Annotated in this window: 27 protein-coding genes, 1 other RNA gene and 1 pseudogene; 20 read left to right on the forward strand and 9 right to left on the reverse strand. The window is 67.7% G+C overall.

From position 1 onward, the window contains the following. Window positions 1–37: 37 nt before the first annotated feature. The 4 genes from XcodCFBP4690_RS08875 to XcodCFBP4690_RS08890 all read left to right on the forward strand — a co-directional run bounded on the left by XcodCFBP4690_RS08875 (window position 38) and on the right by XcodCFBP4690_RS08890 (window position 3568). Window positions 38–736, forward strand: a complete 699-nt coding sequence (locus XcodCFBP4690_RS08875) for an FKBP-type peptidyl-prolyl cis-trans isomerase N-terminal domain-containing protein (RefSeq protein ID WP_104540594.1) — start codon at window positions 38–40, stop codon at window positions 734–736. Between the two features lie 126 nt (window positions 737–862). Further along, window positions 863–1660, forward strand: coding sequence for a CoA pyrophosphatase (locus tag XcodCFBP4690_RS08880; RefSeq protein WP_104540595.1), 798 nt, complete (start codon window positions 863–865; stop codon window positions 1658–1660). Beyond that, window positions 1657–2529, forward strand: coding sequence for a sulfurtransferase (locus XcodCFBP4690_RS08885; protein ID WP_104540596.1), 873 nt, complete (start codon window positions 1657–1659; stop codon window positions 2527–2529). The genes XcodCFBP4690_RS08880 and XcodCFBP4690_RS08885 overlap by 4 nt, the downstream gene beginning before the upstream one ends. An 85-nt stretch (window positions 2530–2614) precedes the next feature. Further along, entirely contained in the window at window positions 2615–3568 is a 954-nt protein-coding gene (locus tag XcodCFBP4690_RS08890) for a DUF1684 domain-containing protein (RefSeq protein WP_104540597.1), read from the forward strand. 36 nt (window positions 3569–3604) lie between these two features. On the opposite strand, the gene XcodCFBP4690_RS08895 is transcribed toward XcodCFBP4690_RS08890, so the two are convergent. Continuing rightward, window positions 3605–4180 carry an N-acetylmuramoyl-L-alanine amidase gene (locus XcodCFBP4690_RS08895; RefSeq protein WP_104540598.1) on the reverse strand — a complete coding sequence of 192 codons (576 nt, stop codon included), beginning with the start codon at window positions 4178–4180 and terminating at the stop codon, window positions 3605–3607. A gap of 23 nt (window positions 4181–4203) precedes the next feature. On the opposite strand from XcodCFBP4690_RS08895, the gene XcodCFBP4690_RS08900 reads away from it, so the two are divergent. From XcodCFBP4690_RS08900 to XcodCFBP4690_RS08945, 11 genes and pseudogenes are all read left to right on the forward strand, one after another. Beyond that, complete coding sequence (locus tag XcodCFBP4690_RS08900; protein ID WP_104540599.1) at window positions 4204–4695, forward strand: MOSC domain-containing protein; 492 nt, start codon at window positions 4204–4206, stop codon at window positions 4693–4695. Beyond that, window positions 4692–5219 (forward strand): alpha/beta family hydrolase, encoded by a 528-nt coding sequence (locus tag XcodCFBP4690_RS08905; protein ID WP_104540600.1) that lies wholly within the window; start codon window positions 4692–4694, stop codon window positions 5217–5219. Before XcodCFBP4690_RS08900 ends, XcodCFBP4690_RS08905 begins: the two co-directional genes overlap by 4 nt. A 40-nt stretch (window positions 5220–5259) precedes the next feature. Further along, the gene (locus tag XcodCFBP4690_RS08910) at window positions 5260–5766 is read left to right on the forward strand and encodes a GNAT family N-acetyltransferase (protein ID WP_104540601.1); all 507 of its coding nucleotides are present in this window, start codon (window positions 5260–5262) and stop codon (window positions 5764–5766) included. Between the two features lie 469 nt (window positions 5767–6235). After that, complete coding sequence (locus tag XcodCFBP4690_RS08915) at window positions 6236–7189, forward strand: SAM-dependent methyltransferase (RefSeq protein WP_104540602.1); 954 nt, start codon at window positions 6236–6238, stop codon at window positions 7187–7189. 280 nt (window positions 7190–7469) lie between these two features. Continuing rightward, window positions 7470–9083, forward strand: coding sequence for an ABC-F family ATP-binding cassette domain-containing protein (locus XcodCFBP4690_RS08920; protein ID WP_104540647.1), 1614 nt, complete (start codon window positions 7470–7472; stop codon window positions 9081–9083). Beyond that, window positions 9062–9245: pseudogene (locus XcodCFBP4690_RS23050) on the forward strand (hypothetical protein). Before XcodCFBP4690_RS08920 ends, XcodCFBP4690_RS23050 begins: the two are co-directional and overlap by 22 nt. Then, window positions 9242–11377: a bifunctional 23S rRNA (guanine(2069)-N(7))-methyltransferase RlmK/23S rRNA (guanine(2445)-N(2))-methyltransferase RlmL gene (gene rlmKL / locus XcodCFBP4690_RS08925; RefSeq protein ID WP_104540603.1), complete on the forward strand. Its 2136-nt coding sequence runs from the start codon at window positions 9242–9244 to the stop codon at window positions 11375–11377. The pseudogene XcodCFBP4690_RS23050 and the gene rlmKL overlap by 4 nt, the downstream one beginning before the upstream one ends. A 146-nt stretch (window positions 11378–11523) precedes the next feature. Continuing rightward, window positions 11524–11599, forward strand: a non-coding RNA gene (locus XcodCFBP4690_RS08930) — sX9 sRNA. 127 nt (window positions 11600–11726) lie between these two features. Beyond that, on the forward strand, window positions 11727–12503 hold the full coding sequence (locus XcodCFBP4690_RS08935; RefSeq protein ID WP_104540648.1) for an NAD kinase: 777 nt from the start codon (window positions 11727–11729) through the stop codon (window positions 12501–12503). 144 nt (window positions 12504–12647) lie between these two features. Continuing rightward, window positions 12648–13613 carry a 5'-nucleotidase gene (locus XcodCFBP4690_RS08940; RefSeq protein ID WP_104540604.1) on the forward strand — a complete coding sequence of 322 codons (966 nt, stop codon included), beginning with the start codon at window positions 12648–12650 and terminating at the stop codon, window positions 13611–13613. Continuing rightward, complete coding sequence (locus XcodCFBP4690_RS08945) at window positions 13610–14350, forward strand: spermine/spermidine synthase domain-containing protein (protein WP_104540605.1); 741 nt, start codon at window positions 13610–13612, stop codon at window positions 14348–14350. Before XcodCFBP4690_RS08940 ends, XcodCFBP4690_RS08945 begins: the two co-directional genes overlap by 4 nt. A gap of 45 nt (window positions 14351–14395) precedes the next feature. Here XcodCFBP4690_RS08945 and XcodCFBP4690_RS08950 read toward each other — a convergent pair whose 3' ends face one another. The 8 genes from XcodCFBP4690_RS08950 to can form a co-directional block, all read right to left on the reverse strand. Then, window positions 14396–14962 carry a DUF2939 domain-containing protein gene (locus XcodCFBP4690_RS08950; protein WP_104540606.1) on the reverse strand — a complete coding sequence of 189 codons (567 nt, stop codon included), beginning with the start codon at window positions 14960–14962 and terminating at the stop codon, window positions 14396–14398. 268 nt (window positions 14963–15230) lie between these two features. Further along, window positions 15231–15917: a DUF2461 domain-containing protein gene (locus tag XcodCFBP4690_RS08955; RefSeq protein WP_104540607.1), complete on the reverse strand. Its 687-nt coding sequence runs from the start codon at window positions 15915–15917 to the stop codon at window positions 15231–15233. Then, window positions 15914–17359 (reverse strand): exodeoxyribonuclease I, encoded by a 1446-nt coding sequence (gene sbcB / locus XcodCFBP4690_RS08960; protein ID WP_104540608.1) that lies wholly within the window; start codon window positions 17357–17359, stop codon window positions 15914–15916. Before sbcB ends, XcodCFBP4690_RS08955 begins: the two co-directional genes overlap by 4 nt. Before the next feature lie 165 nt (window positions 17360–17524). Beyond that, window positions 17525–18892 (reverse strand): FAD-dependent oxidoreductase, encoded by a 1368-nt coding sequence (locus tag XcodCFBP4690_RS08965; RefSeq protein WP_104540609.1) that lies wholly within the window; start codon window positions 18890–18892, stop codon window positions 17525–17527. Window positions 18893–19064: 172 nt separating this feature from the next. Further along, on the reverse strand, window positions 19065–20339 hold the full coding sequence (gene kynU, locus XcodCFBP4690_RS08970; protein ID WP_104540610.1) for a kynureninase: 1275 nt from the start codon (window positions 20337–20339) through the stop codon (window positions 19065–19067). A gap of 33 nt (window positions 20340–20372) precedes the next feature. Next, window positions 20373–22502 carry an FUSC family protein gene (locus XcodCFBP4690_RS08975; RefSeq protein ID WP_104540611.1) on the reverse strand — a complete coding sequence of 710 codons (2130 nt, stop codon included), beginning with the start codon at window positions 22500–22502 and terminating at the stop codon, window positions 20373–20375. A gap of 133 nt (window positions 22503–22635) precedes the next feature. Next, a complete protein-coding gene (locus XcodCFBP4690_RS08980) occupies window positions 22636–23184 on the reverse strand; it encodes a 3-hydroxyanthranilate 3,4-dioxygenase (RefSeq protein ID WP_104540612.1) in 549 nt (182 codons plus the stop codon). A gap of 82 nt (window positions 23185–23266) precedes the next feature. Beyond that, window positions 23267–23929 carry a carbonate dehydratase gene (gene can, locus XcodCFBP4690_RS08985; protein ID WP_029220919.1) on the reverse strand — a complete coding sequence of 221 codons (663 nt, stop codon included), beginning with the start codon at window positions 23927–23929 and terminating at the stop codon, window positions 23267–23269. 156 nt (window positions 23930–24085) lie between these two features. On the opposite strand from can, the gene XcodCFBP4690_RS08990 reads away from it, so the two are divergent. The 5 genes from XcodCFBP4690_RS08990 to XcodCFBP4690_RS09010 are packed head-to-tail and all read left to right on the forward strand — an operon-like array spanning window position 24086 to window position 26649. Further along, a complete protein-coding gene (locus XcodCFBP4690_RS08990) occupies window positions 24086–24622 on the forward strand; it encodes a glycoside hydrolase family 108 protein (protein WP_104540613.1) in 537 nt (178 codons plus the stop codon). 42 nt (window positions 24623–24664) lie between these two features. Next, window positions 24665–25198, forward strand: coding sequence for a DUF2589 domain-containing protein (locus XcodCFBP4690_RS08995; RefSeq protein WP_104540614.1), 534 nt, complete (start codon window positions 24665–24667; stop codon window positions 25196–25198). A 49-nt stretch (window positions 25199–25247) separates the two neighbouring features. After that, complete coding sequence (locus tag XcodCFBP4690_RS09000) at window positions 25248–25868, forward strand: DUF2589 domain-containing protein (RefSeq protein ID WP_104540615.1); 621 nt, start codon at window positions 25248–25250, stop codon at window positions 25866–25868. 46 nt (window positions 25869–25914) lie between these two features. Continuing rightward, on the forward strand, window positions 25915–26175 hold the full coding sequence (locus XcodCFBP4690_RS09005; protein WP_104540616.1) for a hypothetical protein: 261 nt from the start codon (window positions 25915–25917) through the stop codon (window positions 26173–26175). Further along, on the forward strand, window positions 26176–26649 hold the full coding sequence (locus XcodCFBP4690_RS09010; RefSeq protein ID WP_104540617.1) for a hypothetical protein: 474 nt from the start codon (window positions 26176–26178) through the stop codon (window positions 26647–26649). The last annotated feature ends 171 nt before the right edge of the window (window positions 26650–26820 follow it).

The raw sequence follows: 26820 nt of genomic DNA on the forward strand, positions 1-26820 counted from the left end.
AGACCCGTCCTGTGCCACCACCCTGGAGAATTGTTTGATGAAGTTGCGTTCTATCGCGGTCGCTGTGGCGGCCCTGGCCCTGACGGGCAATGCACTGGCCCAGGACACGACGTCCGAAAAGGGCAAGTTGAGCTATTACTTCGGCTACGACTACGGCAATAACCTTGCCGAACTCAGCGGTCGTGGCGAGCAGCTCGACATCAACTCGGTGGTCAAGGGTCTGCAGGACGCCTATGCCAAGAAGCAGCCGGCGATCACGGCCGATCAGCTGAAGCCGGCGGTCGAAGCGTTCCAGAAGCGCGAGCAGGGCCGTGCCCAGCAGGCCAAGGCCGAGTACGACAAGGCCGCTGCCGCCAACAAGACCAAGAGCGATGCGTTCCTGGCCAAGAACAAGGTCACCGCTGGCGTGCAGAGCCTGCCGAGTGGCGTGCAGTACCGCGTGATCGAAGCCGGCAAGGGCGCCAAGCCGACCCAGGCAAGCACCGTGCAGCTGGAAGTGGCCGGCCCGTTCCCCTTCGGCGACCGCGAGAAGGCGCGTCCGGCGCAGCAGATTCCGGCCATCAAGGTCAGCGAAGTCGAAATGAAGGCGATGCGCGAGACGCTGCTGCAGATGCCGGCCGGCTCCAAGTGGGAAGTGACCCTGCCGCCGGAGCAGGCCTATGGCGCCGATCCGCGCACGCCGTTCCCGCCGAACGTGGCCGTGCAGTTCGAGATCAAGCTGGTCAGCGTGAAGTAATCGCGTTTGCCGTGTTTGCTGTTGCAGTGACGACGCCGGCCACCAGGCCGGCGTCGTCGTTTTGGACCGTTAGACAGGCGCGAGCAGAGCGATGGACAGATCGCACCACCGTGGCAGCAGCGACCGATGAGCCAGACCGATTCGGCCGGTGCGCCGCTGCCCAGTCCCTGCATCGGTGTATGTTCGTTGGACGCGCAGTCGCACTGCGTCGGCTGCCTGCGCAGCCTGGATGAAATTGCACGCTGGATGAGCATGAGCGACACCGAACGCCAGGAGTTGTTGCACACCGTCTTGCCGGCGCGCGGGCTGATCGCTGCGCTGCCCGAGCATGCGCGGCTGCGGCGGGCGCTGTATCCGCTGGACACCGCACCCGATGGGCCGGGCTGGAACCATGCCGAGCTGATCGATCTGAGCGAGGGCGGTACCTGCGCCGAAGCGGCGGTGCTGTGCGGACTGGTGCCGCGCGCGCAGGGCACCACGGTGCTGCTGACCCGGCGCACCGACAGCCTGCGCCATCATGCCGGGCAGGTCAGCTTTCCGGGTGGGCGGATGGAGCCGTCCGATGCCGACGCGGCGGCGGCGGCCTTGCGCGAGAGCTGCGAGGAAATCGCGCTGGGCGCGGGGCAGGTGCATGCGCTGGGGTACCTGGATCCCTTCCTGACCGTGAGCGGCTTTCGGGTGACGCCGGTGGTGGCGGTGATCGACCCCGGTTTCGTGGCGGTGCCGCAGCCGGAGGAAGTGGCCGAGGTCTTCGAGGTGCCACTGGCCTATCTGATGGACCCGGACAATCTGCGCAGCGTGGAGCTGGAATTCCGCGGGCGGCCGCGCCGCGTGCTCGAGTACGACTGGCCCGGGCAGCGCATCTGGGGCGCCACGGCCGCCATTCTTCTCAATCTTCGTCGTCGCCTGGAGCAGGTCGCATGAGTGCAGAGCCGAACTGGACCACCCTGGTGGACACCGCCACGTTGGCCGGCGCGTTATCGCATCCGCAGCTGCGCTTGCTGGATGCGCGCGCCGCGCCGCCCACCGCACCCGACCCGGATGCGGCACGCAAGGCCTACGCGCAAGGGCATCTGCCCGGTGCGCACTACGTGGATCTGGATCATGACCTGGCCGATCTGTCGCGGCCCGGGCAGGGGCGGCATCCGTTGCCGCACAGTGCCGACTTCGCCAGTCGCCTGGGCGCATGGGGCATCGCTCCGGAGAGCCAGGTGGTGGTCTACGACGCCGGCGATGGCAGCATGGCGGCCGCGCGCGCCTGGTGGATGCTGCGGTTGATGGGGCATCGCCGGGTGGCGGTGCTCGATGGCGGGCTGGCAGCGTGGCGGGCCGCCGGCCTGGCGGAGACCACCGAGCCGCCTGCATTGCACGCCGGCCCTGCGTATCCGGGCAGTTTCGATGCCGATGCGGTGGTGGAGGCCGAGCAGATCCAGGCCCGGCTGCAGCAGGCGCCGGGCTGGCTGCTGGATGCGCGGGCCGGCGAGCGTTTTCGCGGCGAAGTGGAGCCGATCGATCCGGTCGCCGGACATGTGCCCGGCGCGCTCAGTCGCCCGTTGGGCCTGAGCCTGCGCGATGGCCGTTTCAAGCCGGCCGAGGAACTACGTGCGGAGTTGTCCGCATTGCTGGGTACGTACCGGCCGGAGCAGGCGGTGGTGATGTGCGGATCCGGCGTGACCGCCTGCCATCTGTTGCTGGCGCTGGAAGTGGCCGGGCTGTCGGGTGCGCGCGTGTACGCCGGTTCCTGGGGCGGATGGCTGCAGGACCCGTCGCGTCCGGTCGCGACCGCTGCCTGATCAGGCACAATGCCGGCAGGAATGGTGTCTGTGGGGACGCAGGCTCGCGGCGCGGAGCGCGGATTCTTGCAGGGTTGGTCGTGACATGCGGTTGCACTTGCAGGTCGGCGTCGTGTGCGCCGCGGTAATGTCGATGGCGGCGTGTTCGGCGGGGTCCACCGCCGACGCAGACGGCGTGCGGATGAGCGGTCGCCACGATGCGGACGGGCCGCAGGTCTATCAGGTTGCGCTGGAAGACGCGCGTGCCCGGCGGCTGGACCAGGTGCGCGCACCCGATGGCTGGCTGAGCTACACCGGCTCCGGTCGCCTGCGCGCCGGCCGTTACCGGGTTGGTAGCGATCCGCACAGCGATCTCGTCCTGCCGGCCGGGCCGGGGCAGTTGGGCGAGCTGAGCCTGGATACCGAAGGGCACGTGCGTTTCCGCGCTGCGGCCGGGGTGCCGGTGCGCTTGAACGGGCAGCCGGTGGTGGAGGTCGGTCTGGAGCCCGAACGCGCGGGGCAGCGCGGCGACCGGCTGGATGTCGAGAACCGGCAGTTCTATCTGGTGCAGACCGGCACGTTGTTCGGCTGGCGCTTTCGCGACCCGGGCGCAGCGGCGATCCGCCGTTTTCAGGGCTTCGACTATTTTCCGACCGACCCGCAGTGGCGGGTGAAGGCGCGCTGGCAGCCGTATGCCACGCCACGCAGCATCACCTTGCTGACATCGATCGGCACGCCGTTGACGGTGGATGTGCCGGGCGAAGCCGTGTTCAAACGCGATGGCCGGGAATATCGCCTGCAGCCGATCATGCAGGACGACGGCAGCGGGCTGTTCTTCCTGTTTGCCGACCGTACCAGCGGCAAGGAAAGCTATGGCGGCGCACGCTACCTGTTCACCGCGATGCCAAGCGATGGACAGGTGACCCTGGATTTCAATCTGGCCGAAAACCCGCCCTGCGCCTTCACCCCGCATGTGGTCTGCCCGATCGCGCCACTGCAAAACCGGCTGGACGTGGCGGTGGACGCGGGCGAAAAGACCTATCGCGCGCCGGACCTCTGATCGCTCGGGCGTTGCACGCCCTGACCCGGCATGCGTTCAACGCACCGCATGCGACCAGTGGACCGCCGCTTCGATGCGGGGCCACGGAAACAGTGGGCCAGGATCGAGCTTGCGCTGGATCTTGCGCGCCGGATCGTCGCTGGCCGCTTCCAGGGTGGTATCCAGTTCCTGGTGACCGGCGATGCGGCGCACCGAAGGCAACTGTTGTTGCAGCCATTGCAACAGTGTGACAAGCGCGGCGATCTGCGCCTGCGGATATGGCTCTTGCATCAGCTGATGGCGCGAATCCAGCCAGTGCGGATACCGCCCGCTGTTGACCAGTTCGATGCCCAGCGTGTGCGGATTGTGCCCGCGCACATGATGGGCGATGCGCTCCAGCGCAACGTACTGCTGGATGCTGCCATTGCGGTCGATGTAGTAATGGCCGCTGTTGCCGGTGCCGCTGTCGTAGAGCACGCGCTCGCCGTAGTCGCGCGCCATCGCCATGTCCGGCAATTCGGTGCAATGGATGACCACCATGTCGATCTGGCCGAGTGCGCGGCGGGCCAGGCGCGATTCGTAGGGCAACGGCGCGTAGGTGATCGGCGGCGACGGCAGGACGGCATCGGACATGAAGCGGATGCTAGCATTGCCCGATGGCTTTGAATCCCGACAGCCCCCTGGGCAAATTGATGGCAACGCTGCCGCAGACCGGTCAGGTGACCTGGATCGGCGTGCGCCCCGCGCGTGATGTGGCGATGCTGGAAGTGGACGCGGCACAGGCCACCACCGGCGTCGGGCTGGTGGGCGATCGTTACAAGGGCGGCAGCGGCAAGCGTGGGGTCACCCTGATCCAGGCCGAGCATCTGCCGGTGATCGCGGCGCTGGCCGGGCACGCGGCGATCGCGCCGGCCACGCTGCGACGCAATCTGGTGGTCAGCGGGATTCCGTTGATCGCCTTGAAGGGGCGGCGCTTTCGCATTGGCGATGTCGAGCTGGAAGGCACCGATCCCTGCGACCCCTGCTCGCGCATGGAAGACGCGCTGGGAGCCGGTGGCTACAACGCGATGCGCGGGCATGGCGGTTTGTGCGCACGCATCCTGCGCGGCGGCGTGGTGCGGCTGGGCGATGCGGTGCAGGTGCTATGAGCCGCGGTCACTGCATTCTGGCGCACGGTTTCGAAAGTGGCCCGGCGGCACGCAAGGTCACCGCGCTGGCCGAGGTGGCCGAGCGTCTGGGCTGGAGCCACGAGCGCCCGGATTTCACCGATCTGGATGCGCAGCGCCAGATCAGCCGGCTTGGCGATGTGCAGGGGCGGCTGCTGCGGCTGTTGCAGACTGCGCGTGCAGCCGCAGATAAGGGCCCGCTGGTGCTGGCCGGTTCCAGCCTGGGGTCGTATATCGCCGCACAGGTGTCGCTGCAGGTGCCCACACAGGGCCTGTTCCTGATGGTGCCACCCACCACGATGGGCCCGATGCCGGCGCTGGATGCCGCGCCGGTACCGATCTCCATCGTGCATGCCTGGCGCGATGCGTTGATCCCGGCGGCGGAGGTGATTGCCTGGGCGCAGGCGCGGCGTGCGCGCTTGTTGCTGGTCGACGACGAACACGATCTGGCCGCGCATGTGGATGCGGCGTCGGCCGCATTCACCGACCTATTGAACAGCCTGTGATGCACGTGTGCCGTGACTGGCGCTGCCAGCGAGGTGAGCGATGGACGTGCTGATTCGCGAGGCCGGCGAAGACGATGCGGCGGCCATCGAGATCCTGACCATGGTCGCGTTCATGCGCGATGACCACAGCCGCCACGACGAGCAGTACGTGATCGCGGCGCTGCGCGAGGACGGAGCGTTGGCGTTGTCGCTGGTGGCCGATCACGACGGCTACGTGGTCGGGCATCTGGCGGTGTCGCCGGTAGTGCTGTCGGACGGTTCGTCCGGCTGGTATGCGCTGGGGCCATTGGCGGTCGGGCCAGGGCATCAAGGTCGGGGTCTGGGCACGCGGCTGGTGCAGGCGGCGCTGGCGAATCTGCGCCAACGCGGGGCGGCCGGTTGCCTGGCGCTGGGGGCACCGGGCTTCTTCAAGCGACTGGGATTCGCGGTGGAGCCCGGCCTGAGCCTGCCCGAAGCGCCGGTGTCGGAACTGCAGGCGCTGGCCTTCGGCGACCGCCTGCTGCCGCTGGCCGATGTGGCGTATCACCCGGCATTCGGACTGGGCTGAGAGCGGCGGCGACAACGTTACGGTCTGCCCTCCGTTGGATATTGGCGGGGTGCGTCGCAACCGGTGCGTAGCCGGTGCGATTGCGAACGGTGGCCCCAGCGTCGTGGGGTGACGGCCTGGTGCGGGCTGCAATAGCTACCGCGCGGATTGGGCGGTATCGACGGCAGCCTGCGCACCGACACTAGCGATGCGCGCCGTATCCACACCGGCATCGCCATCGCGCACACCCTGCAAGCGCAACAACGCACGCTTTTACGATTCCCGATTCCCGATTCCCGAATCCCGAATCCCGAATCCCGAATCCCGAAATCAAGCTGCGGCCCCTCACTCATGAGCGGCCGGCATGCACGCATCGGCAATGATTCGTTTCGCGGCAATTGGCCTCGTCTTTCCGACCACCGCACGGTGTCGGGCTCGGCAACCGTGGGCACGACGATGCAATCCCCCATTGCCGATGCGGAGGCGGACCATGCAAGACAACGACCTGCACCCGGGCCAATCCACTTCTCGTGGCCAGCTGATTTCCCATTCCGCCGAGCCCCCGCCGCAGGACGAGGCGTTGTTGCAGGCGGTCCGCGCGCGTCTGCGAGCCACCGCCAGCGGCGCCGATGCGCACGTGGACGAACTGCTCGCCCTGGTCGACGAGCTATGGACCTTCGCGCTGGGTCGCTTTCTGCTCATCAATCGCGGGCTCAATGCCGAGTGGGCGCACCAGATGGTGACCCATCCATCGGGAACCCTGGCGAAGGAGTCGACACCGGCGCTGCAGTACGCGTTGTTCGAGTCGATGCCCTCGCTGCTGGCCACGCGCGAGCGGTTCGGCATTTTTCGTCAACAACTGCAGGCGTTGCTGCGTCCGGGCATCACCCTGGCATCGATCCCCTGCGGCTGGATGGGCGAACTGCTGCTGCTCGACTATCGGGAGTGCCCCGGCGTGCGCCTGATCGGCATCGACCTCGATCACGAGGCGCTGGAGGGGGCACGTCGCCTCGCCAGCCAGCATGGTCTGGATGGCCAGCTGTCGCTGCAGCTCGACGATGCCTGGGCGCCGGGAGAGGCGGCCAGCGTGGATGTGCTGACCAGCAATGGCCTGAACATCTATGAGCCGGACGACGAGCGCGTGGTGGCGCTGTACGGCAGGTTCTACGAGCGCTTGCGCCCGGGTGGAACGCTGGTGACCAGCGCACTGACGCCTCCACCTGGCGTGTCTGCCGAGTCTCCCTGGAATCTGGACGCGGTCGATGCCGAGGGCCTGCGTCTGCAGACGCTGGTGCTTGCCGAGATCGTGCAGGTTGCCATCTCGTTCCGTACCCACGCGCAGACCCGTGAGCAGCTGGAGCGCGCAGGCTTTGTGGATGTGCGCTTCATCGACGACAGCGCCTGCGCGTTTCCAACGGTGATTGCGCGAAAGCCTGCTGACTGAGCGCCGCTGCGTCGAAACGCGAGTGCTCCATGCTGCCAACCGCACGCCGATCTCCTGTAGCCCGGCAACACGCCATTGCTTGAACGCGTGGCCGCATGCAGGCATCTGCGGAGCCGGATGCCTGGGGTGTTGCACCGCTCGGCGCGCGCGTAGACTGGGCGCACAGCCCGCCATGTGAGATCGGTCCGATGCGCCATTGATGCCGCCGTCGTGAAGACGGCCATACCCGTTGCCGTTCCGCCCGGAACGCGACGTGTCCTGGCATGCAGTGGAGACGCCGATGACCTGTCCGTCGTTGACGCTGGAAAGCGTGACGTATGTGCTGCCCGACGGCAGCATGTTGTTTTCCGATCTGAGCCTGCACATCGATCAGCGCCGCACCGGCCTGGTCGGCCGCAACGGCGTGGGCAAGAGTGTGCTCGGTCGCCTATTGGCCGGCCAGCTGGCACCCAGTGCCGGGCGCTGCCTGCGCAGCGGCAGCGTGCATTACCTGCCGCAGCGGGTGAGCGCGATGCCGGGCCAACGCATCGCCGACCTGGCCGGCGTGGCGCCGGTGCTGGACGCGCTGGAGCGCATCGAACGCGGTAGCGTGGCGCCAGCCGATTTCGAATTGGTGGGCGAGCGCTGGACGGCGCATGCCGACTTTGCTGCCGCGCTGCAGCAGCACGGGCTGGACGGGCGCGATCCGCAGTCGCCGGCCGCCCGCCTCAGTGGCGGCGAGGCGATGCGGGTGGCGCTGGCCGGCGCATGGCTGCTGCAACCGGACCTGCTGATCCTGGACGAACCCAGCAATCACCTGGATGGCCTGCAGCGGGAATGGCTGATGACGCAGTTGCAGACATGGCCGGGCGGGGTGCTGGTGATCAGCCACGACCGCATGCTGCTGGAGGGCATGCAACGCATCGTCGAATTGTCGGCGCAGGGGCTGCGCAGCTACGGCGGCAACTACACCGATTACGCGCAGCAGCGCGCTCGCGAGCAGCGTGCGGCCGCCGAATTGCTGGCGCAGTGCAAACAGGCCCGCGCACGTGGCCAGCAGGCACTGCAGGCGCAGCTGCAGCGGCAGCAGCAGCGCCAGGCACGCGGGGCGCGCAGCGCCGCGCAGGCCAACCAGGCGCCGATCCTGCTCGGCGCGCAGAAGCAACGCAGCGAGGCCAGTGCCGGCAGACTGCAGCATCGCCAGCAGGCCGAACACGCCCGCCTGAGCGCGGCAGTGGTGCAGGCCGCGGCGCAGGTAGACGAGCCGCAGGCCATCGCCGTACTGGCGCCGGCACGGCCGGCCATTGCGTCGCAGCGGCTGGCAACGCTGCAGCAGGTGGAACTGGGTGACGGGCACTGGGGCGGGCGACGGCTGGACCTGCTGCTGCACGGGCAGCCGCGCATCGGCTTGGTCGGCCCCAACGGCAGCGGCAAGTCCTCGCTGTTGCAGCTGCTGGCTGGGCGGTTGAGCCCGGCATCGGGCCGTTGCCAGGTGCGTGTGCCGGTGGCCTATCTGGACCAGGACCTGGGCATGCTGGACCCGGCGCACTCGGCCTTCGCTCACCTGTACGGCGCAGACCCCGATACCGCGGAGCATGTGCAGCGCCTGCGGCTGGCCCTGCTGGGGCTGGATCAGGCGCGCGCGGATCTGCCTTGCAGCCAGCTCAGCGGCGGGCAGCGGCTCAAGGCCGCGCTGGCCTGCGCGCTGTACCGGGCACGGCCGGCGCAGCTGCTGTTGCTGGACGAGCCCAGCAATCACCTGGATCTGGCCTCGGTGGAGGCGATCGGGCAGCTGCTGCGCGACTACACCGGCGCGCTGCTGGTGGCCTCGCACGATGCCGCCTTCCTGCAGCGGCTGGGCCTGCAGCAGCGTCTGGACACCGCGCAGCCACAGTGGCGGCTGGCGCCTTGGTGAACCGCGCGGCGGCCGGCGGGGGTGGTAATGCCGGCCGCGATGGCCGACCATTTGCGCCCGTCCACGGCGGCCACGGCATTGCCCTCTGCGGGCGCCGGCCCGCCGTCCTTCTCCCACGCTCGCCGCCACGGCCAGCGTCTTTATCGATACCTGCCCACGTGAAATTCTTCGCATCCTGCGCCAAAGGCCTGGAATACCTGCTTGCCGACGAGCTGCTGACGCTCGGTGCCAGCAAGGCCACCGCCACCATTTCCGGTGTCAACGTCGAAGGCCAGTTGCGCGATGCGCAGCGCGCCGTGCTGTGGTCGCGCCTGGCCAGCCGGGTGCTGTGGCCGCTGACCGAGTTCGATTGCCCGGACGAGGACGCGCTGTACGCCGGTGTGGCCGCGCTGCCCTGGCACGAGCATCTGGCGGTGGGGCATACCCTGTCGGTGGATGCGCACGTCTCCGGCACCGCCATCACCCATGCCCGCTATGCGGCGCAGCGCATCAAGGACGCGGTGGTCGACAGCATGCGCCGGGAGGGGCTGGAACGTCCGTCGGTGGACGTGGACAGCCCGGACCTGCGCCTGAACCTGTCGCTGCGCAAGGGCCGCGCCACCATCTCGGTGGATCTGGGCGGCGGCCCGCTGCACCGGCGCGGCTGGCGCATGGCGCAGAACGAGGCGCCATTGAAGGAAAACCTGGCTGCGGCAGTGTTGCTGCGGGCCGGCTGGCCGCGCGTCTATGCCGATGGCGGCGGCCTGCTGGATCCGATGTGCGGCAGCGGCACCTTGCTGATCGAAGGCGCGCTGATGGCCGCTGACGTGGCGCCGGGCCTGCAGCGCTATGGCAGCGATGTACCCAGTCGCTGGCGCGGTTTCGATCGCGAGCACTGGCAGCAGCTGGTAAGCGAGGCGCGCGATCGCGACAGCGCCGGGTGTGCCGCGCTCAAGCAGGTGATCCATGGCAGCGACATGGACCCGCATGCGATCCGCGCCGCCAGGGAAAATGCGCAGGTGGCCGGGGTGGCCGAAGCGATCTGGTTCGGCGTGCGCGAGGTCGGCGACCTGCAGACCCCGCCGCAGGCCACCGGCGTGGTGGTGTGCAATCCGCCCTACGACGAGCGCCTGGCCGCCGATGCGGCGCTGTACCGCCGGCTCGGCGACACCCTGCAGCGGGTGGTGCCGCAGTGGCGTGCGAGCCTGCTGTGCGGCAATGCCGAGCTGGCCTATGCCACCGGGTTGCGCGCCGGCAAGAAATACCAGATGTTCAATGGCGCGATCGAGTGCGCGCTGATCGTCTGCGACCCGATCGCGGTACCGCGTCGCACCCCGCTGGCGGCGCCTACCGCGCTCAGCGAAGGCGCGCAGATGGTGGCCAACCGGCTGCGCAAGAATCTGCAGAAATTCAAGAAGTGGCGTGCGCGCGAAGGCATCGAGTGCTTCCGCGTCTACGACGCCGACCTGCCGGAATATTCCGCTGCCATCGACGTGTACCAGCAAGCCGATGGCGACCGGCGCATCTTCCTGCATGTGCAGGAGTATGCCGCGCCGGCGACCATTCCCGAGGCGGATGTGCGCCGTCGCCTGGGCGAGTTGCTGGCGGCGGCGCGCGAGGTGTTCGAGGTGCCGGCCGAGCGTGTCGCATTGAAGTCGCGCGAGCGTGGCAAGGGCGGCAGCAAGTACGGCCGCTTGGAGCAGCGCAACGAAATCATCAACGTGCGCGAGCACGGCGCGCTGCTGCGGGTGAACCTGTTCGACTATCTGGACACCGGCCTGTTCCTGGATCACCGCCCGTTGCGCGGCAGCATGGCGCAGCAGAGCAAGGGTCGCCGCTTCCTCAACCTGTTCTGCTACACCGGCGTGGCCAGCGTGCAGGCGGCCGTTGCCGGTGCCAGTGCCACCACCAGCGTGGACCTGTCCGGCACCTACCTGCAGTGGTGCGCCGACAACCTGGCCTTGAACGGCCAGGCCGGCAGCAAGCACAAGCTGGTGCAGGCCGATGCGCTGGCCTGGCTGGAAGCCGAGCGTGCGCATTTCGATGTGATCTTCTGCGACCCGCCGACCTTCTCCAACTCCGCGCGCGCGGAGGATTTCGATATCCAGCGCGAGCATGTGCGCCTGTTGCGCGCTGCGGTGGCGCGCCTGGCGCCGGGTGGGGTGCTGTATTTCTCCAACAACTTCCGCCGTTTCAAGCTGGATGAAGACGCCGTGGCCGAGTTCGCGCAATGCGAGGAAATCAGCCCGCGCACCATCGACCCGGATTTCGAGCGGCATGCGCGCATCCATCGCGCATGGCGGTTGACGGCCTGAGCCCAGCCCGCTCGTGTTGGATGGAGCGCCGCATGCAGTGGCGAAGTCGCCAGCAAGCGCAGTTGTCGCATCGGCACACGGCGAGGGGCAGCCACCAAAACGACGGCGCTCACCGCCAGGCGGGCGCGGCCAGGGCTCGGTGCAGCATGTACCACGCGTACACTGCGGCTCCTGCGCGCCGTCCGCACCCACCTGACGACCGCTCGCACCGTTGTATTCGCCGCTTCAAGGCGTGGTGGCGCCTGAACGTGCGGACGCAATCGCGGCCGCGCAGGCCAGGGCAGGGCGCAGCGGCAACGAGCCCGCCACGGGGCTGCGGTATGCTGATTCGCATGTTCTGGAGTCGACGATGACCGCAGCACCCCGTATCGCTTTCCTGGCCAGCCCGACCGAGCCTGCGGCCAACGCGCGCGCGCGCCTGGTGCAGCGCTACGGCGATCATCCGCTGGAGACCGCCGAGGTGGTCTGCGCGTTGGGCGGAGACGGCTTCATGCTGCAGACCCTGCATCGCCATGGTGCTGCCGACAAACCGGTGTTCGGCATGAAGCTGGGCTCGGTCGGGTTCCTGATGAACCAGTACCGCGACAACGAAGACGATCTGCTGGCCCGTCTGCAACGCGCCGAGCCCGCCCACCTGCGGCCGCTGGAGATGCTGGTGCAGACCGAATCCGGTACCAGTGCCGGCTCGCTGGCCTACAACGAGGTCTCGCTGCTGCGGCAGACCCGCCAGGCCGCGCATCTGAGCGTGGACCTCAACGGCCAGACCCGCATTGCCGAGTTGATCGGCGATGGCGTAATGGTGGCCACTCCGGCCGGCAGTACCGCCTACAACTATTCGGCGCATGGTCCGATCCTGCCACTGGGCTCGCACACCCTGGCGCTGACCCCGATCGCGCCGTATCGCCCGCGGCGCTGGCGTGGCGCCATCCTCAAGGCCGATACCGAAGTGCGCTTCCGCGTGCTCGATCCCTACAAACGCCCGGTCAGCGTCACCGCCGATTCGCACGAGATCCGCGACGTGGTGGAAGTGACCATCCGCGAATCCACGCAGCGCCGCGTGACCCTGCTGTTCGACCCGGAACACAACCTGGAAGAACGCATCTTCAGCGAGCAGTTTGCAGTCTGAGCGGCGGGGATTGGGCAGTGGGGATTCGGGATTGGCCAATCACCTGCCCGCTGTCTGCAGTTGACGTGCGATCATCCTGACACGTGCAGCGGCGGTGTCCGCTTCAAACCAATCCCCAGTCCCGAATCCCGAATCCCAGCCCCAATGCCCGACAACTCCCCCAGACTCCTGACCGTCGCGGTGACCTCGCGCGCGCTGTTCGATCTCGAAGAGGGCCATGCCTTGTTCGAGGCCAGCGGGGTGGAGGCGTATTCGGCGTTCCAGCGCGAGCACGAGGACGACATCCTGCAGCCTGGCGTGGCGTTTCCGGTGGTGCGCAAACTGCTGGCGCTCAACCACGACGTGCCCGAAGAAACCCCGCGCGTGGAGGTGATCCTGCTGTCGCGCAATTCGGCCGATACCGGCCTGCGCATCTTCAACTCGATCCAGCATTACAACCTGGGCATCGTGCGCGCCACCTTCACTTCCGGCGAGCCGACCTGGCCGTACGTCAAACCGTTCGGGACCGATCTGTTCCTGTCGGCCAACCCCGAGTCGGTGCGACGTGCGCTGACGCACGGCATTGCTGCGGCCACCATCATGCCGCGTGCGCCGGGCGAACGTGCCGAGGCGGCTGCAGCGATTGTGGACAACGACGAGAGCCGGCTGTCCACGCAGTTGCGCATCGCCTTCGACGGCGATGCGGTGATTTTTGGCGACGAGAGCGAGCGCATCTCGCGCGAGCAGGGCGTGGAAGCCTTCGGGCGGCATGAGCGCGAACGCGCGCGCGAGCCGTTGTCGGTGGGGCCGTTTCGTAATTTTCTGTCGGCCTTGCATACGCTGCAGGCGGCGTTCCCGCCCGGCGAAGCCTCGCCGATCCGTACCGCGCTGGTCACCGCGCGCTCGGCACCGGCGCATGAGCGGGTGATCCGCACCCTGCGCGAGTGGGGCGTGCGGCTGGACGAAGCGCTGTTTCTCGGCGGCCGGCACAAGGGGCCGTTCCTGGAAGCCTTCGGTGCGGACATCTTCTTCGACGATTCGCAGCACAACATCGACAGCGCGCGGCAGCATCAGCATGTGGCGGCCGGGCACGTGCCGCACGGCGTGGCCAACGATCCGCCGGGCCGATGAGCAAAGCGCCGCCGCCGTTGGGTGTGGCGTTACGTCGCACCTGGCGCACGCTGGAGCTGTCCTTCAGCGACGACACGGTGCAGACCCGCATGGCGCGCTGGGCACCGCATCGGTTGGTGCTGTCGTATACGCGCAGCATGCTGGCCGCGTTGTGGCTGCAGCCGCATCCTGCGTGCATCGGGCTGATCGGTGTGGGCGGCGGCGCGCAGTTGAAGTTCTGCCACCGTTATCTGCGGCATGCGCGTATCGAGGCGGTGGAGGCCGATGCGCAGGTGCTGGCACTGCGCGATGCCTTCGCGCTGCCGCCCGACGATGCGCGGCTGGAGATCAGCCTGGGCGATGGCGCGCAGTGGATCGGCGGGCGCGCCGGGCGCTACGACCTGTTGCTGCTGGATGCCTACGACGCCGATGGTATTCCGCCAGCGTTGTGCACTCCCGACTTCTACGCGCGGTGCCGCGCCGCACTGACGCCTGACGGGGTGCTGGCAGTCAATCTGTACGATGTGCCGATTGCCGGGCCGCTGGCGCAACTGCGTACTATCTTCGACGGGTTGGTGCTGGTGCTGCCCGAGCCGGATCTGCGCAACCAGGTGGCCTTCGCCTGGAACCGCCGAGGTACCCCGGGCACGCTGCAGCAGGCCCTGACACCGTTGCCGTGGATGGCACGCCGCCAGTTGCGCCCCGCAATGCGACGGCTGCAGGCCGCGTGGCTGGAGCGGGCCTGGCGGTTTTCGTAACCCGGCCATCGGCCGCATGGCTTGGCTGCCTGGCGCGGCGCCACGTCACTGCGCCGGCGGCGAGCTGGCATCGCTTAGCGGCAGCTGGATGTCGGTCAGCCGCCAGCGCAGGCCCTGGCGGGTCAGCACGAAGACCACTGGCGCGCCGGTCGCGGTCTGGGTGGTGGCGGTGAAACGGCGGGTGGATTCGAAGCGTTGGCGCGCGCCCTGCAGTGGCCTCGCCGGTGCCGGCGGCGCGTAGGTATCGGCACTGACGGTATCGCCGGTCATGCGATTCCACACGCCATGGCCTTGCAGCAGGGCGCCGATGCCCAGCGGCGTCACCAGCGTATCCACGCCGGCGCTGCTGATGCCGCTGGCCAGTTGCAGGGCGAAGCCGCCCAGCAGGCTCGATTGCATGCCGCTGCCGGCCTGGCGCACCAGGTAGTCGTCCAGCTGCGCCTTCAGGTTGACGCGCAGGCTGGGGAAATCCACATGGCGTTCCAGCTGCGCGGCGTCGCGTTCGGCGATGGCCTGGCTGATGCCGCGGATGGCCAGATATGGCCCGGCCACCACGTAGCCGGCCAGCAGGATCACGGCTGCCAAGGGCAACAACCACCAACGTTTCTTCATCGTTCGCACTCCGTTGCCAGGTGGGAGGTGTCGGCGCGCAGCGGGCCGATGCTGGCGTGTGGGAAATCTCGAAGGTGATTCGGGGGCATCCAGGACGCCCGGTCGCGCCCGGGTGCGCTCCTACGGCGGGGTGTGGCGGCGGCTGCAGGCGTTTCGCCCGGCGATCGCCGAGCTACGCGACATTGGTAGCGGCACCTCCGGGCGCGATGGGCATTGCCGATTGCGCGTCGCGGGTGCAGGCGAGCGACTGTTCGCCTCGCCGGCCGCATCAGAATTCCAGATCCAGCGCCGCGCACAGGTAATCGACGAACGGCGCCAGGATCACCAGGTCCGCTTCGATGGTCTGGCGCAGGCGTGGTCCGGTCATGACGGCGTCGTCCAGGTGGCGCAGGTAGGCCCAGTTGCGATGCTTGAGGTCGTCGATGAATTCGAAATCGTTGGGAAAGCCACGCGGTGCACGCACCAGTTTCTCGCTGTCGTCCAACGCGAACTTGCGGCGTAGCTTGGGAGTGTGCGCAGCCGCTTTCCAGCTACCCGGATTGTCGAAGATGAACTGGCGCAGCTTGCGCTGGGTCTCCGGTTCCGGATGCCAGAGGCCTGCACCGACAAAGCTCTCGCCCGGCTGCAGATGGATGTAGAACGAGGGCGCTGGTACTTCGCGCCGGCGCGCATGGAACAGGCGCGCACCCTGCCAGTTCTTGTACGGCGATTTGTCGTTGGAAAAGCGCGCATCGCGGTAGATGCGAAACAGCGAGCCACCCTGGGTCCTGGGGTCGGCGCGATAGTGCTCGCTGACCTGCGCCAGGCCCGGCTGCAGGTCGGTGATCAACTGCAGGAACGGCTGGCGCACATGCGCCTCGTACTGGTGCCGGTGGTCGTTGAACCAGGTCTTGTCGTTGTGGCGGGCCAGGGCGCGCAGGAACTTGAAACTGGCATCGGAAAAATAGCTGGTCATAGCGTGCGTTGGAGGTCCGAACCCCAGGCGGCGAGCTGGTCGAGTAGGGCTTGCTTGGTAGCATCGTCGGGGTGAGCAAGCCGTAAATCCGCGATCTGCGCCTGGTACTGCGCCAGCGTCACTTCGCCCAGCCCGCGGTCTTCGAGCAGGCGCTGGCGGCGGTAGGCATTCCAGCGGTCCAGTTCCGCGATCGACAGCGTCTGCGGCCAGTTGCGCGCGCGGTAGCGGAACAGCAGCTCGATCAGGCGCGGCTCGCAGAAGCGCCCTTCCAGCGCGCCCAGCTCGGCCGGTGCGCTGGCGCGCACCTGGGCCAGCAGGCGCTTGTCGCCTTCGGCCAGGAAGCCGTCGTAGAGCGAGGCGTCGGCATCGTTGCCGGCCGGGTCGGCGCCGCGCTCGTTGGCGTACACCTGGCGGACCTTCTCGGCCAGGGCGGGGCCCAGTGCGCGCAGGCGCTCGGCCTTGGCCAGCACTGCGGCGCGGTCCACGCCCAGGCGCTGGAAATCGGCGTCGCGCAGATGCTGCCAAGCCACCAGCGCCGGCGACTTGTTCAGATGCACTTCCTTGAGCGCAATGCGTTGTTCGCCCTCGGGCAGATCGGCAGCGCGGATATACAGCCGCTCGGCGATCTCCTCCGGGCTCAGCCGCAGCAGCACCTCCGGGTCGCCGTCCAGGTCGAACACGATCACCCGGCTGTCGATGCGTGGATGCCGGGTCAGCGGCAGCACGACCGCCGCGCACAGGCGCGAGGCCGGATAACGCTGGGAGATGTGCAGCACCGGCTGCATGGCGATCACGTCCACCAGCGTGGCGGCAAAGCGCTTGTCGCGCAGGCGCAGCGCGTAGTCCCACAGCTTCGGCTGGTGCTGCTGGAATCTGCGCGCCATGCCGATGGTGGCGTACACATCGGACAGCGCTTCATGCGCATCGCCCTCGCGCACGTCGTTGGCATCGGCCAGGTGTTCGAGCTTGAACGAGGTGGCGCCGTCCTCGCGTTGCGGCCAGACGATGCCGTCCGGGCGCAAGGCATGCACCAGGCGCAGCACGTCCAGCAGGTCCCAGCGCGAATTGCCGCCGCGCCATTCGCGCTCGTAGGGGTCGTAGAAGTTGCGGAACAGGCCGCAGCGCACGAACTCGTCGTCGAAGCGGATCGAGTTGTAGCCCAGCGTGCAGGTCTGCGGGCGGCTCATCTGTTCGGCGATCCGCGCGAACGCTTCGGCCTCGTTCACGCCTTCGCGCAGCGCGTGCTGCGGCGTGATGCCAGTGACCATGGTGGCGTAGGGCGAGGGCAGCAGGTCGTCGGCCGGCTGCACGAAGAAGCTGATCGGCTCTTCGATCACGCGCAGCTGCGCATCGGTGCGCACCGCGGCGAACTGCGCGATGCGGGTGCGGCGCGGGTCCTGGCCGAAGGTTTCCAGGTCGTAGAAGAGAAAGGTCTCGGGCATGCGGTGGCGACATCCAGATCCGCGGCGCGCGGTGCAGGCGCCGCCTAGTGGCCGCTAGTATCCCTCATCGCCGAGCGGGTGCGCTGAGGCGCAGCTGTGCGACTGTCGGCGACAGCGGTGCAGGCGTGCGCTCCATGTGGCCATTGCAGCAAGGCGCGGCAGGCCTCAGTGCGCGCCCTCCAGCGGCTCCAGGCGTGCATGCACCACCGCTTCCAGCGCGGCCCAGTCGATCTTCGACAGGTCGCTGTGCCCGCGCGTGGCCTCGACCAGGATCTGGCGCTGGATCTCGCTGCGCGCCAGCGCGATCGAATAGCGCGTGCGCAGAAAGGTCACCATGGTGTAGTGCGGCACGAAGCGGGTGGGCCAGCGCGCCTGCAATTGCTGTTCGAGGTCGCGTTGCAGCAGGAAGTCGGCATCGCCGACGCGGTCGCGCATTTCCAGGTAGTTTTCCAGTGCCATCTGCTGGATCGCGGCGGCATCGTCACGGCGCGCCGCTTCGAACGCGGCGAACGCGCTGCCGATGTCGTCGTGCGCATCCATCTGCTCGGCCAGCGCCACGCAGTCTTCGAACGCGCAGTTCATGCCCTGGCCGTGGAAGGGCACCATCGCGTGCGCGGCATCGCCGATCAGCAGTGCGCGGCTGTCCAGGTGCCAGCGCTCCAGGGTCAGGGTGCCGAGCAGGCCGGGCGGATGTTCCTCCCAGTGCTCCTGCAGCTTCGGGATCAGCGGCAGCGCGTCGGGAAAATCGCGGGCGAACAGGGCATGGGCTTCTTCGCCGGTGCGGGTGGTGGCGAAGCTGGGCTCGCCGGCGTTGGGCAGGAACAGGGTGACGGTGAAGGTGCCACCATCGTTGGGCAGCGCGATGCACATGTAGCGCCCGCGCGGCCAGATGTGCAGCGCATTGCGTTCGATGCGGAAGCCGCCATCGGGCAGCGGCGGAATTTCCAGTTCCTTGTACGAGTGATCGAGAAATTCGATGCGCTCGCCCAGCGGCGATTTGCGCTGCATCGCCGCACGCAGCGCCGAGCCGGCGCCGTCGCTGCCGATCAGGCTCTGGAAATGGATCTCGTGTGGCTGGTCGTCGCGGTCGTCGATGAAGCGCGCATAGCCGGCATCGAAGTCCACCGTGTGCAGGCGGCGATGGAAGTGCACGCGCGCGCCGGCCTGTTCGGCCAGGTCCAGCAATGCGATGTTCAATGCAGCGCGGTGGATCGACCAGATCACCTCGCTGTCGTCGCGGCCATAGCGCTGCAGCTGCGGTGCCCCGCTGACCGGGTGCACCATGCGCCCGCGCATCATCACCGCCTTGGCCATCACTGCGTCTTCGGCACCGGCCTGGCGCAGCGCATGGCGGCCGCGTTCGGCCAGTGCCAGGTTGATCGAACGGCCCGATTCGTAGCCCTTGATGCGCGGGTCGCCGCGGCGTTCGTAGACGGTGACCTGCCAGCCGCGGCGCGACAGCAGGATGGCGAGCAGGCAACCGGCCAGGCCGGCGCCGATCAGGGTCAGGGAGCGAGGGGAGACTGGGCTCAATGCAATGTCCGGCAGCAGCCGGACGCAGCGCCGGCAAAAAGGGGGAAACAGCAACTCGCAACAGCGGCCGCCCTGGCATCAGCCATGGGCGGGGCTGGGAGTGTACGTGCGCACGCGGCGATTCCGCGTGCCGGCCGCGCGGCCTGGTGGCACGGCAGTCAGCCTGCCGCGCTCAGGCGGCGGCCCAGGCTTCCACCTGCTCCACGAAGGTGTGCAGATCGCTGAAGCGGTTGTACAGCGGCACCGGCGCAATGCGGATCACGTCCGGTTCGCGCCAGTCGCCAAGCACGCCGGCCGCACGCAGATGTTCGAACAGTGCGCGCCCCTGCGCGCGCCCGCCGGCCACCCGCAGCGACAGCTGGCAGCCGCGCCGCGCCGGTTCGGCCGGGGTGACGATCTGCAGCACCTGCGGCAGCCGCGCGTGGATCAGCTGTTCCAGATGGCCGGTGAGCCGTTCGGACTTGGCGCGCAACGCGGCCATGCCGGCCTGGTCGAACAACTCCAGCGACGCGCGCAGCGGCGCCAGTGCCAGCACCGGCGGGTTGCTCAGCTGCCAACCTTCGGCGCCGGGCGAGGGCACGAACTGCGGATCCATGCGGAACCGCGTGGGCTGCTCATGCCCCCACCAGCCGGCCATGCGTGGCAGATCGCTGCTGGAGTGCCGTTCGTGCACGAAGCAACCGCCCACCGCGCCGGGGCCGGCGTTGAGATACTTGTAGTGGCACCACACCGCAAAGTCGGCGCCATCGTCGTGCAGGGTCAGCGGGAGATTGCCCACCGCATGCGCCAGGTCGAATCCCACCGCGGCGCCCTGCGCATGCGCCAGGCGCACGATCTCGGCCAGATCGAAGGCCTGGCCGGTGCGGTACTGGATGCCGGGCCACAGCACCAGCGCCAGCCGCGGGCCATGCACGGCAATGGCCTGGGCAATGGCGGCCATCGACAGCGTGCCGTCAGTTTCGTCGGCCTGCACTTCGATCAGATGGGTGGCCGGATCCAGCCCGTGCAAACGCAACTGCGATTCCACCGCATGGCGGTCGGAGGGGAACGCGCCGGCCTCGATCAGGATCGCACCGCGCTCGGCAGTGGGCCGATAGAAGCTCGCCATCATCAGATGCAGGTTGACGCTGAGGGTATTCATCGCCACCACCTCGCCAGGCTGCGCGCCGACCACGCGCGCCAGCCCGTCGCGCACCAGCTGGTGATAGGTCAGCCACTGGGTGGGGCCGGTGAAGTGGCCCTCCACCGCCAATGCGCCCCACAGATCGAGCACCTCGCTCACCATCGCGCGCGCCTTGCGCGGTTGCAGGCCCAGCGAATTGCCGACGAAATAGGTCTGGTCGGCACCGGCATGCTGTGGGAACACGAAGGCATCGCGCAATGCGTGCAGCGGGTCGGCGGCATCCAGCGCCGCGGCATGGGAGCGGGACAGTGCGTCGGTGGTCATCGGGCTCGCAGTGGTCTGAATCGATGCGGCAGTTTACCCGCCGGCTCCATGCACGCCGTCATCCGCTGCCGCCGTGTCGGTCGAGGTCGCTCGGACGGGGCGCAGCAGATGGGTGAGCGTGCCGATGCTGTCGGTGACGCGGTCGATGGTGTCGGCCAGCGCAGCGGTGGTTGGCGAGCTCTCGGGCAAGGCGGCCAGCGCGTCGGACAGCGTGCGCTCGGCGCTGCGCAAGGTGGCCGCGGCCGGCGTGCCACCATCGGCCAGGCAGGCAATGAGCTCGGCCAGAGCCTGGTCGGCACGTTCGGCAAATGCCGGCAGCGCGTCCAGCGTGGGCAAGGGGTGGCCATCGCGCAACACCGCTTCCAGCAGCAAGGTGGCGCGGATCAGCCGGTTGCCATTGGCCAGCAACGATTCGGCCAGCTTGAGCTCCTGCAGGTTGCGCCGGCTGCGCGGCTCGCCACGCAGCCGCTCGATCGAGGCCTGCGTATTGGTCCGCGCCACGCGTGCCGCGGCGCGGCTGTCGTTCAGGCGCTCCATCCGCCTAAGCAGCAGGTTGTGCAGATGTTCGCGATAGGCGTCGAGCAACTGCGCCAGCGCGCTGCGGATCTGCCGACGTTCGCGCGTGGGCCACGCCGCGTAGGCGATCAGCGCGAGTGCGCTGCCGGCCACGGTGGCCTGCAGGCGCGCACCGACGGCTTCGCCGGGCGTGACGCCCCCGAAGGACAGCAGCAGCACCAGCATGCCGGTGAGGAAGGCCACGCCGATGCCGTAGTTGACCTGGGTCAGCAAGCGGAAGCCCAGGCAGAACAACGCTAGCAGGGCCAGGCGGATGCTGGCGCCATCCATCGCCAGATGCGCGAGCAGGGTGGCCAGCAGCAGGCCGACGAAGGTGCCGGCCACGCGCAGCGCGCCGAAGCTGAAGGTGCCGCCGAAATCCGGCTTGAGCACGATGGCGGTGGTCATCGGGATCCAGAATCCATGTGGAATCTGCTGCCAGCGTTGGAAGGCGATCGCCAGCGCCAGGCACACGCCGCAGCGCAGTGCGTGGCGGAACGCCACCGAGGACAGATCCAGGTTCGCACGCAGGGTCGCCCACCTGGCCGCTGGCCGCAGTGCCGCCGGCAGGCGCGCTTCGGCCAGTTGCGCCTGGATGTCGCCACGGCTGCTGGCCCAGTGCGCATTGCGGATCAGGGCGCGCAACTGCCCACCCAGGCCCTGCGCGCGGGCCACCGCCACGCGCACCAGGCGGCGCTCGCGGGTGTCGGCGTTATCGTGCTGGAACTGCGCCAGCGCGGCGACCAGATCGTCGAAGCCGGTCATCGATGCAGCGGCCGCCTTCGGGTCTTCGCCCGCCGTCATCGCATGCGCCAGTTGCTCCAGCACGATGGCGCTGCGTTCCAGCACGCGTTCGATCGCCGGGCGCGCCTGCGAATCGCTCAATCGGGTGTCGGCATCGGCCAGCGACAGCAGCTCCAGCCGCACGCGGTCGCACAGCTCGGCGATGATGCGAAAGCTCTGCACCGCGATCGCGCGCGAGCGGTGTTCGCCGTGCAGCATCACCATCGCATCCAGCGCTTCCTGGGTGGCCGGCGGTGCGGCGCCGGCGTCTGGACGCTGCCGGGCGATGCCGGCCAGTTGCCGCATCAGCTCGGCCAGCGCAAAGCGCTCCGGGCGATAGCGCTGCAGCGGCCAGGCCGCCAGCGCCAGCAGCACCTGCAGCAGGCCGCCGGCGAAGATCAATGCCGCCACGCCGGGCGCCTGCTCGGCCGGCAGCCGCATGTCGGCGCTGACCACCAGCAGGATCATGCTGGTCAGCCCGACCCGCGCCGCCACCGGTCCCAGCGCGACCAGCAGGCCGCCCCCCAGGCCGAGCAGCAGCCCGGCCAGTACCAACGCCGGCGTGTGGTGCCCGACCCACACGCCCAGCAAGGCCGCCAGGCCCGCCGCCAGTGCCGCCATCAGCATGCGCTGCAGGCGCGCGCGGTATGGGCCGGGCTGGTCGGAGAACGTGGTGTTGAGCGCGCCGCTGCACACCGCCAGCCCGGCGGCGACATGCCCGGTGGCGACCCCGACCGCCAGCGGCAACACCACCGCAGCGGTGTTGCGCAGGGCCACGCGCAATGGCACATCGCGCGGCTTGAGGTCGATCAGTGCGCGCAGCATGGTGCCGATGGGCGAGGTGACGACAGAAACAACGGCTGCGTGGGTGTCGGGTATACGACACCGTCACGTGCGGGTACTGCGCGCACCTGCGCATGGGCGATCGCCTGCATCGCGCTGCGCGTGCCCGCCGTGATCACGCCCCGCTGCCCACCGCCTGTTCGGCGGTGGCATAGCGCTCGGGCGCAGGATGCACGTGCCCGCATCGCGTACAGGTACGCAGCGCGAGCGAGCGATAGAAATGGTCGAACACCGGCGGAAAGTCGGTTTCGATATTGCGCAGCGGGAACATCGCTTCGTACAGCTGGTGATTGCACTGCGGGCAATACCATTGCAGCCCATCGTGCTCGTGCGGCAGGCGCTCGCGCTCCATCACCAAACCCACCGAGCCGGCGGCGCGCTGTGGCGAATGTGGCACTTTCGGCGGCAGCAGGAAGATCTCGCCGGCGCGGATCGGGATATCGCGCGCCACGCCTTCGTCCTGCACCTTCAGCACCATCTCGCCTTCGAGCTGGAAGAACCACTCCGGGCCTTCGTCGTAGTGATAGTCGGTGCGCGCATTCGGCCCACCGACGATCATGATGATGAAGCCATCCTGCTGGATGCACTTGTTGCCCACCGGCGGCTTGAGCAGGTGGCGGTGTTGCTCGATCCAGGCGTGCAGATTGATCGGCGGGATCAGCATCGGCATTTCTCGACAAAGAAGGCCAGCATAGCCAACCGGCGGCGCCGATGGGCACCGCGGTGGCTCACGTATGGGCGACGACTCAGCGTTCGGCGTGGTCGGCCTGGATCTGCGCCAGCGCCGCGTCGTAACGTTCCTGCAACAGCTCCGGGCGATCGATCGACATGCCCAGGTCGTGCGCATGCCCGTCGCGCAGGCTGTACACCCAGCCGTGCACGCACAACGCCTGCCCACGGTCCCAGGCATCGCGCACGATGGTGGTACGGCACACATTGACCACCTGTTCCAGCACGTTGAGCTCGCACAGGCGCGCGTGCTGCACCGGCAGATCACCCGCATCGTGCAGGCAGGCCTCGTGCTTGTCGGCCACATCGGTGACGTGACGGATCCAGTTGTCCACCAGCCCCATGCGCTTCTGGGTGAGGCTGGCGAACACGCCACCGCAACCGTAGTGGCCCACCACCAGGATGTGCTTGACCTTGAGCACGTCGACCGCGAACTGGATCACCGACAGGCAGTTCAAATCGGTATGCACCACCACGTTGGCGATGTTGCGATGGACGAATACCTCGCCCGGCGCCATGTCGATGATCTGGTTGGCCGGCACGCGCGAATCCGAGCAGCCGATCCACAGGTATTCGGGCGTTTGCTGGGTGGACAGCTTGGAGAAAAATTCCGGGTCCTCGCGGCGGATACGCTCGGACCAGGCACGGTTGTTGTCTAGCAGATGGTTGAGCTCGTTCATGGGGTCAGTATTCCAGAAAACGCGGTCGTGGTGGCCCCCTGCCGGGGCCCGGGATGAATCAGCTTTCAGGCAACGTAGTATCGGCGAATGGCCGATGTCCGGCTGTTGCACCGATGCGGAAACTGGCGCCACCGATCAATTCGACAGGTGGCGCCGATGGCTGACTTCAACGTGTTTTTCCCAACCCTGCTCAAGCACGAAGGCGGCTTCGTCAACGATCCCGCCGATCCGGGTGGGGCCACCAACAAAGGCATCACGCTGCTGACCTTCAAGGCCTGCGCCCAGAACCTGCTGGGCGTGGAGCCAAGCCTGGCGAACCTGCGTGCCTTGACGGATGCCCAGGCCGGGGTGATTTACAAGGCGCAGTACTGGGACCGGCTGCGCGCCGACCAGATCGCACTGCAGCCGTTGGCCAACATCCTGTTCGACTTCTATGTCAACGCCGGCGGCAACGCGATCAAGCTGCTGCAGACCGTGCTCAACGCGCAGACCGGCGGCTCGCTGGTGGCGGACGGGCGGATGGGACCGGCGACTTTCGCCGCACTGGCATCCAGCAACCAGCAAGACCTCTATGCACGCTACAGGGCCGGCCGCAAGGACTACTACCAGCGACTGGTCGCCGCGCGACCTGCGCTTGGCAAGTTTCTCAAGGGATGGCTGGCATGCGTGGATAGCTTTCCCGAGGCGGTCTGAGCCGGCACCGGCCCAGCGACATCTCCGACCAACGAGCCCAACATGGCGCAAATCTCTCTCAATGATCTGATCGAAGCGCTGGCCGGGGCGGTCATCGACGCCCAGGACCGGATCGAACAGCACCAGATGGCCAATCTGGGCGCGTTCTTCGACGAGGACAACCGTCCCAGAAGCGTTCTGATCCGCTTGCCGTCGCAGCATCCGGAAGCGGGTGAGAACGACGAAGACCTGTATCGCGCACCGCTGTTGCCGCTGGTGTCGTCCAACGTCCTGCGTATCAAGGACGTCGAGATCAGCTTCGATGCGCAACTCGGCGAGCTCAGCGAACTGGACGAAGCAGCGTTGCCGGCGTCGCTGGCGGTTCCAGCCGCCGCCGTCGAGGACTGGCATCCCAAGCCGCCGGCGCTGCCCGGCCAGATCGGCATCGACCTCGGCTCCAACGCAAAAAGTGCGCGGCACAGTGCGGTGCATGTCGTGTTGCGCGTGGAAGGCAGCGAGCCGACCGAAGGCGTGGCACGTCTCATCAATCGCCTTGCGCAGTCGCAAGGCGTGTTCAAGACGGTCAAGGGAGACTGACTCCCGCCGTCATCGATTCTTATGAAACATCACTCTTCAGGAGAGCACCATGAGCGATATTGTCAATATGTCCGACCAATTCAAGGGCCTGCCGATGGCGGACCTGATCGGCGCCCCGTTGCGTGCAGCCTGCGATGCGCAGGTCATGCTGGCCCGCGCCACCGCCGACTTCATCAAGGTCATCGGTTTCCTGCCGCCGACCGACCCTGCTGCCGATCCCAACGGAAACGGCGGCACACGGACTGCGCAGTTCAAGTTCAAACGCCCGGTCGAAGACCCCAGCGGTACCGGGATGGCCGAGGAGGAAGTGGAGATCGTGGTGCCGCTACTGACCTTGGTCAATGTTCCCAATCTGAGCATCCAGACCGTGGACGTGACCTTCGATATGGAAGTCAAATCCTCTTTCTCGGAAAAGGAAGCCGAAGACAAGAGCCTCAAGGTGGATCTGGAGGCAAGCGTCGGCTGGGGCGTGTTCAAGGCCAAGGTCAACGTGCAGGGATCGGTGTCCAGCCACAAGGAAAACACGCGATCTTCGGATAACTCGGCCAAGTATCACGTCGCATTGCACGCCGAAGATCGCGGCACCCCCGAAGGGCTGTCGCGCGTGCTCGACATCCTGCAGACCGCCGCAGCGCCACGCAAAGTCTCAGCGCCTGTGCAGGTGCCGTAAGCGTCGCTGCTGAGTCCTGTCCTTTCTATCACCCGAGTCGTTGCCGATGATCGATTTATCAGAAGTGAGCTATATCAAGCGCATCGTCGTCGGCAGCGACAACCCGGCAAAGATGCAGACCGCCGAGCAGGTCGATGCCGCGCAGCAACTGCTCAATCGCTGCCTCAGCGAAGCGCCCAAGGGAGCGATTCTCGGGATCGAGAAGAGCTTCAATATCCTGCAGCTGGGCGAGCATCAGGTGGTGCTGCAATGGTTGTGCTACCACGTTGGGTTCAAGCGCAAGCCGATCTGGCTGACGGAGTCGTAGATGGCACAGGCGAACTATTCCTTGGACGCCTTCGTGGAGTTGCTCGACCAGACCGTCCTACGAGCGCAACAGCGATGCCGCCAGCGCCACGCCGCACTGGTGCATGCTGCAGTGGCCGCCTGCGGCATGCAGGTTCGCTGCGTGGATGATGAAGAAACGGCCCATGGCAAAATGGAGACCGTGCTGTCCATTCCGGTCTGCCAGTTGCGCGCGCTGCGGCTATCGCAAATCAGCGAGTTTTCGTTGATGCTGGACGTGCAGATAGAGGCGGTCACGCAGAGCGACGGTGCTCCCGGACTGGCGTTGCGTATTGCGCCGCCACGCAGCCGTACGTCAAGCCACACGCTGAAAATCGGCTATCAGGGCAGCGCATGTCCGCGTGGCGTGCTTTGGTTCGATGGCATCGCGTTGAAGGAATGGACGCTTCATCCGTTCGTGGACGAGCCACCTTCCGATCCCGGAGTGTTGCCGTGAGGTTGCTGCTGTCAGACGCCGATGCCCGCGCGCTCGCCGAGCGGCTAGGAACCGATGTGGCGACCCTGCATGCGGATCTCCGCCGGCGGTCTTGGCGCCGGCGGCGATCCATCTTCATTATCTACCTGGTTGCCGTTCTGGTGATTGCTGCAGCCGGTGTGCTGAGCAGAA

Origin of the sequence: Xanthomonas codiaei, from assembly GCF_002939785.1 — a bacterium.
GTDB lineage: Bacteria > Pseudomonadota > Gammaproteobacteria > Xanthomonadales > Xanthomonadaceae > Xanthomonas > Xanthomonas codiaei.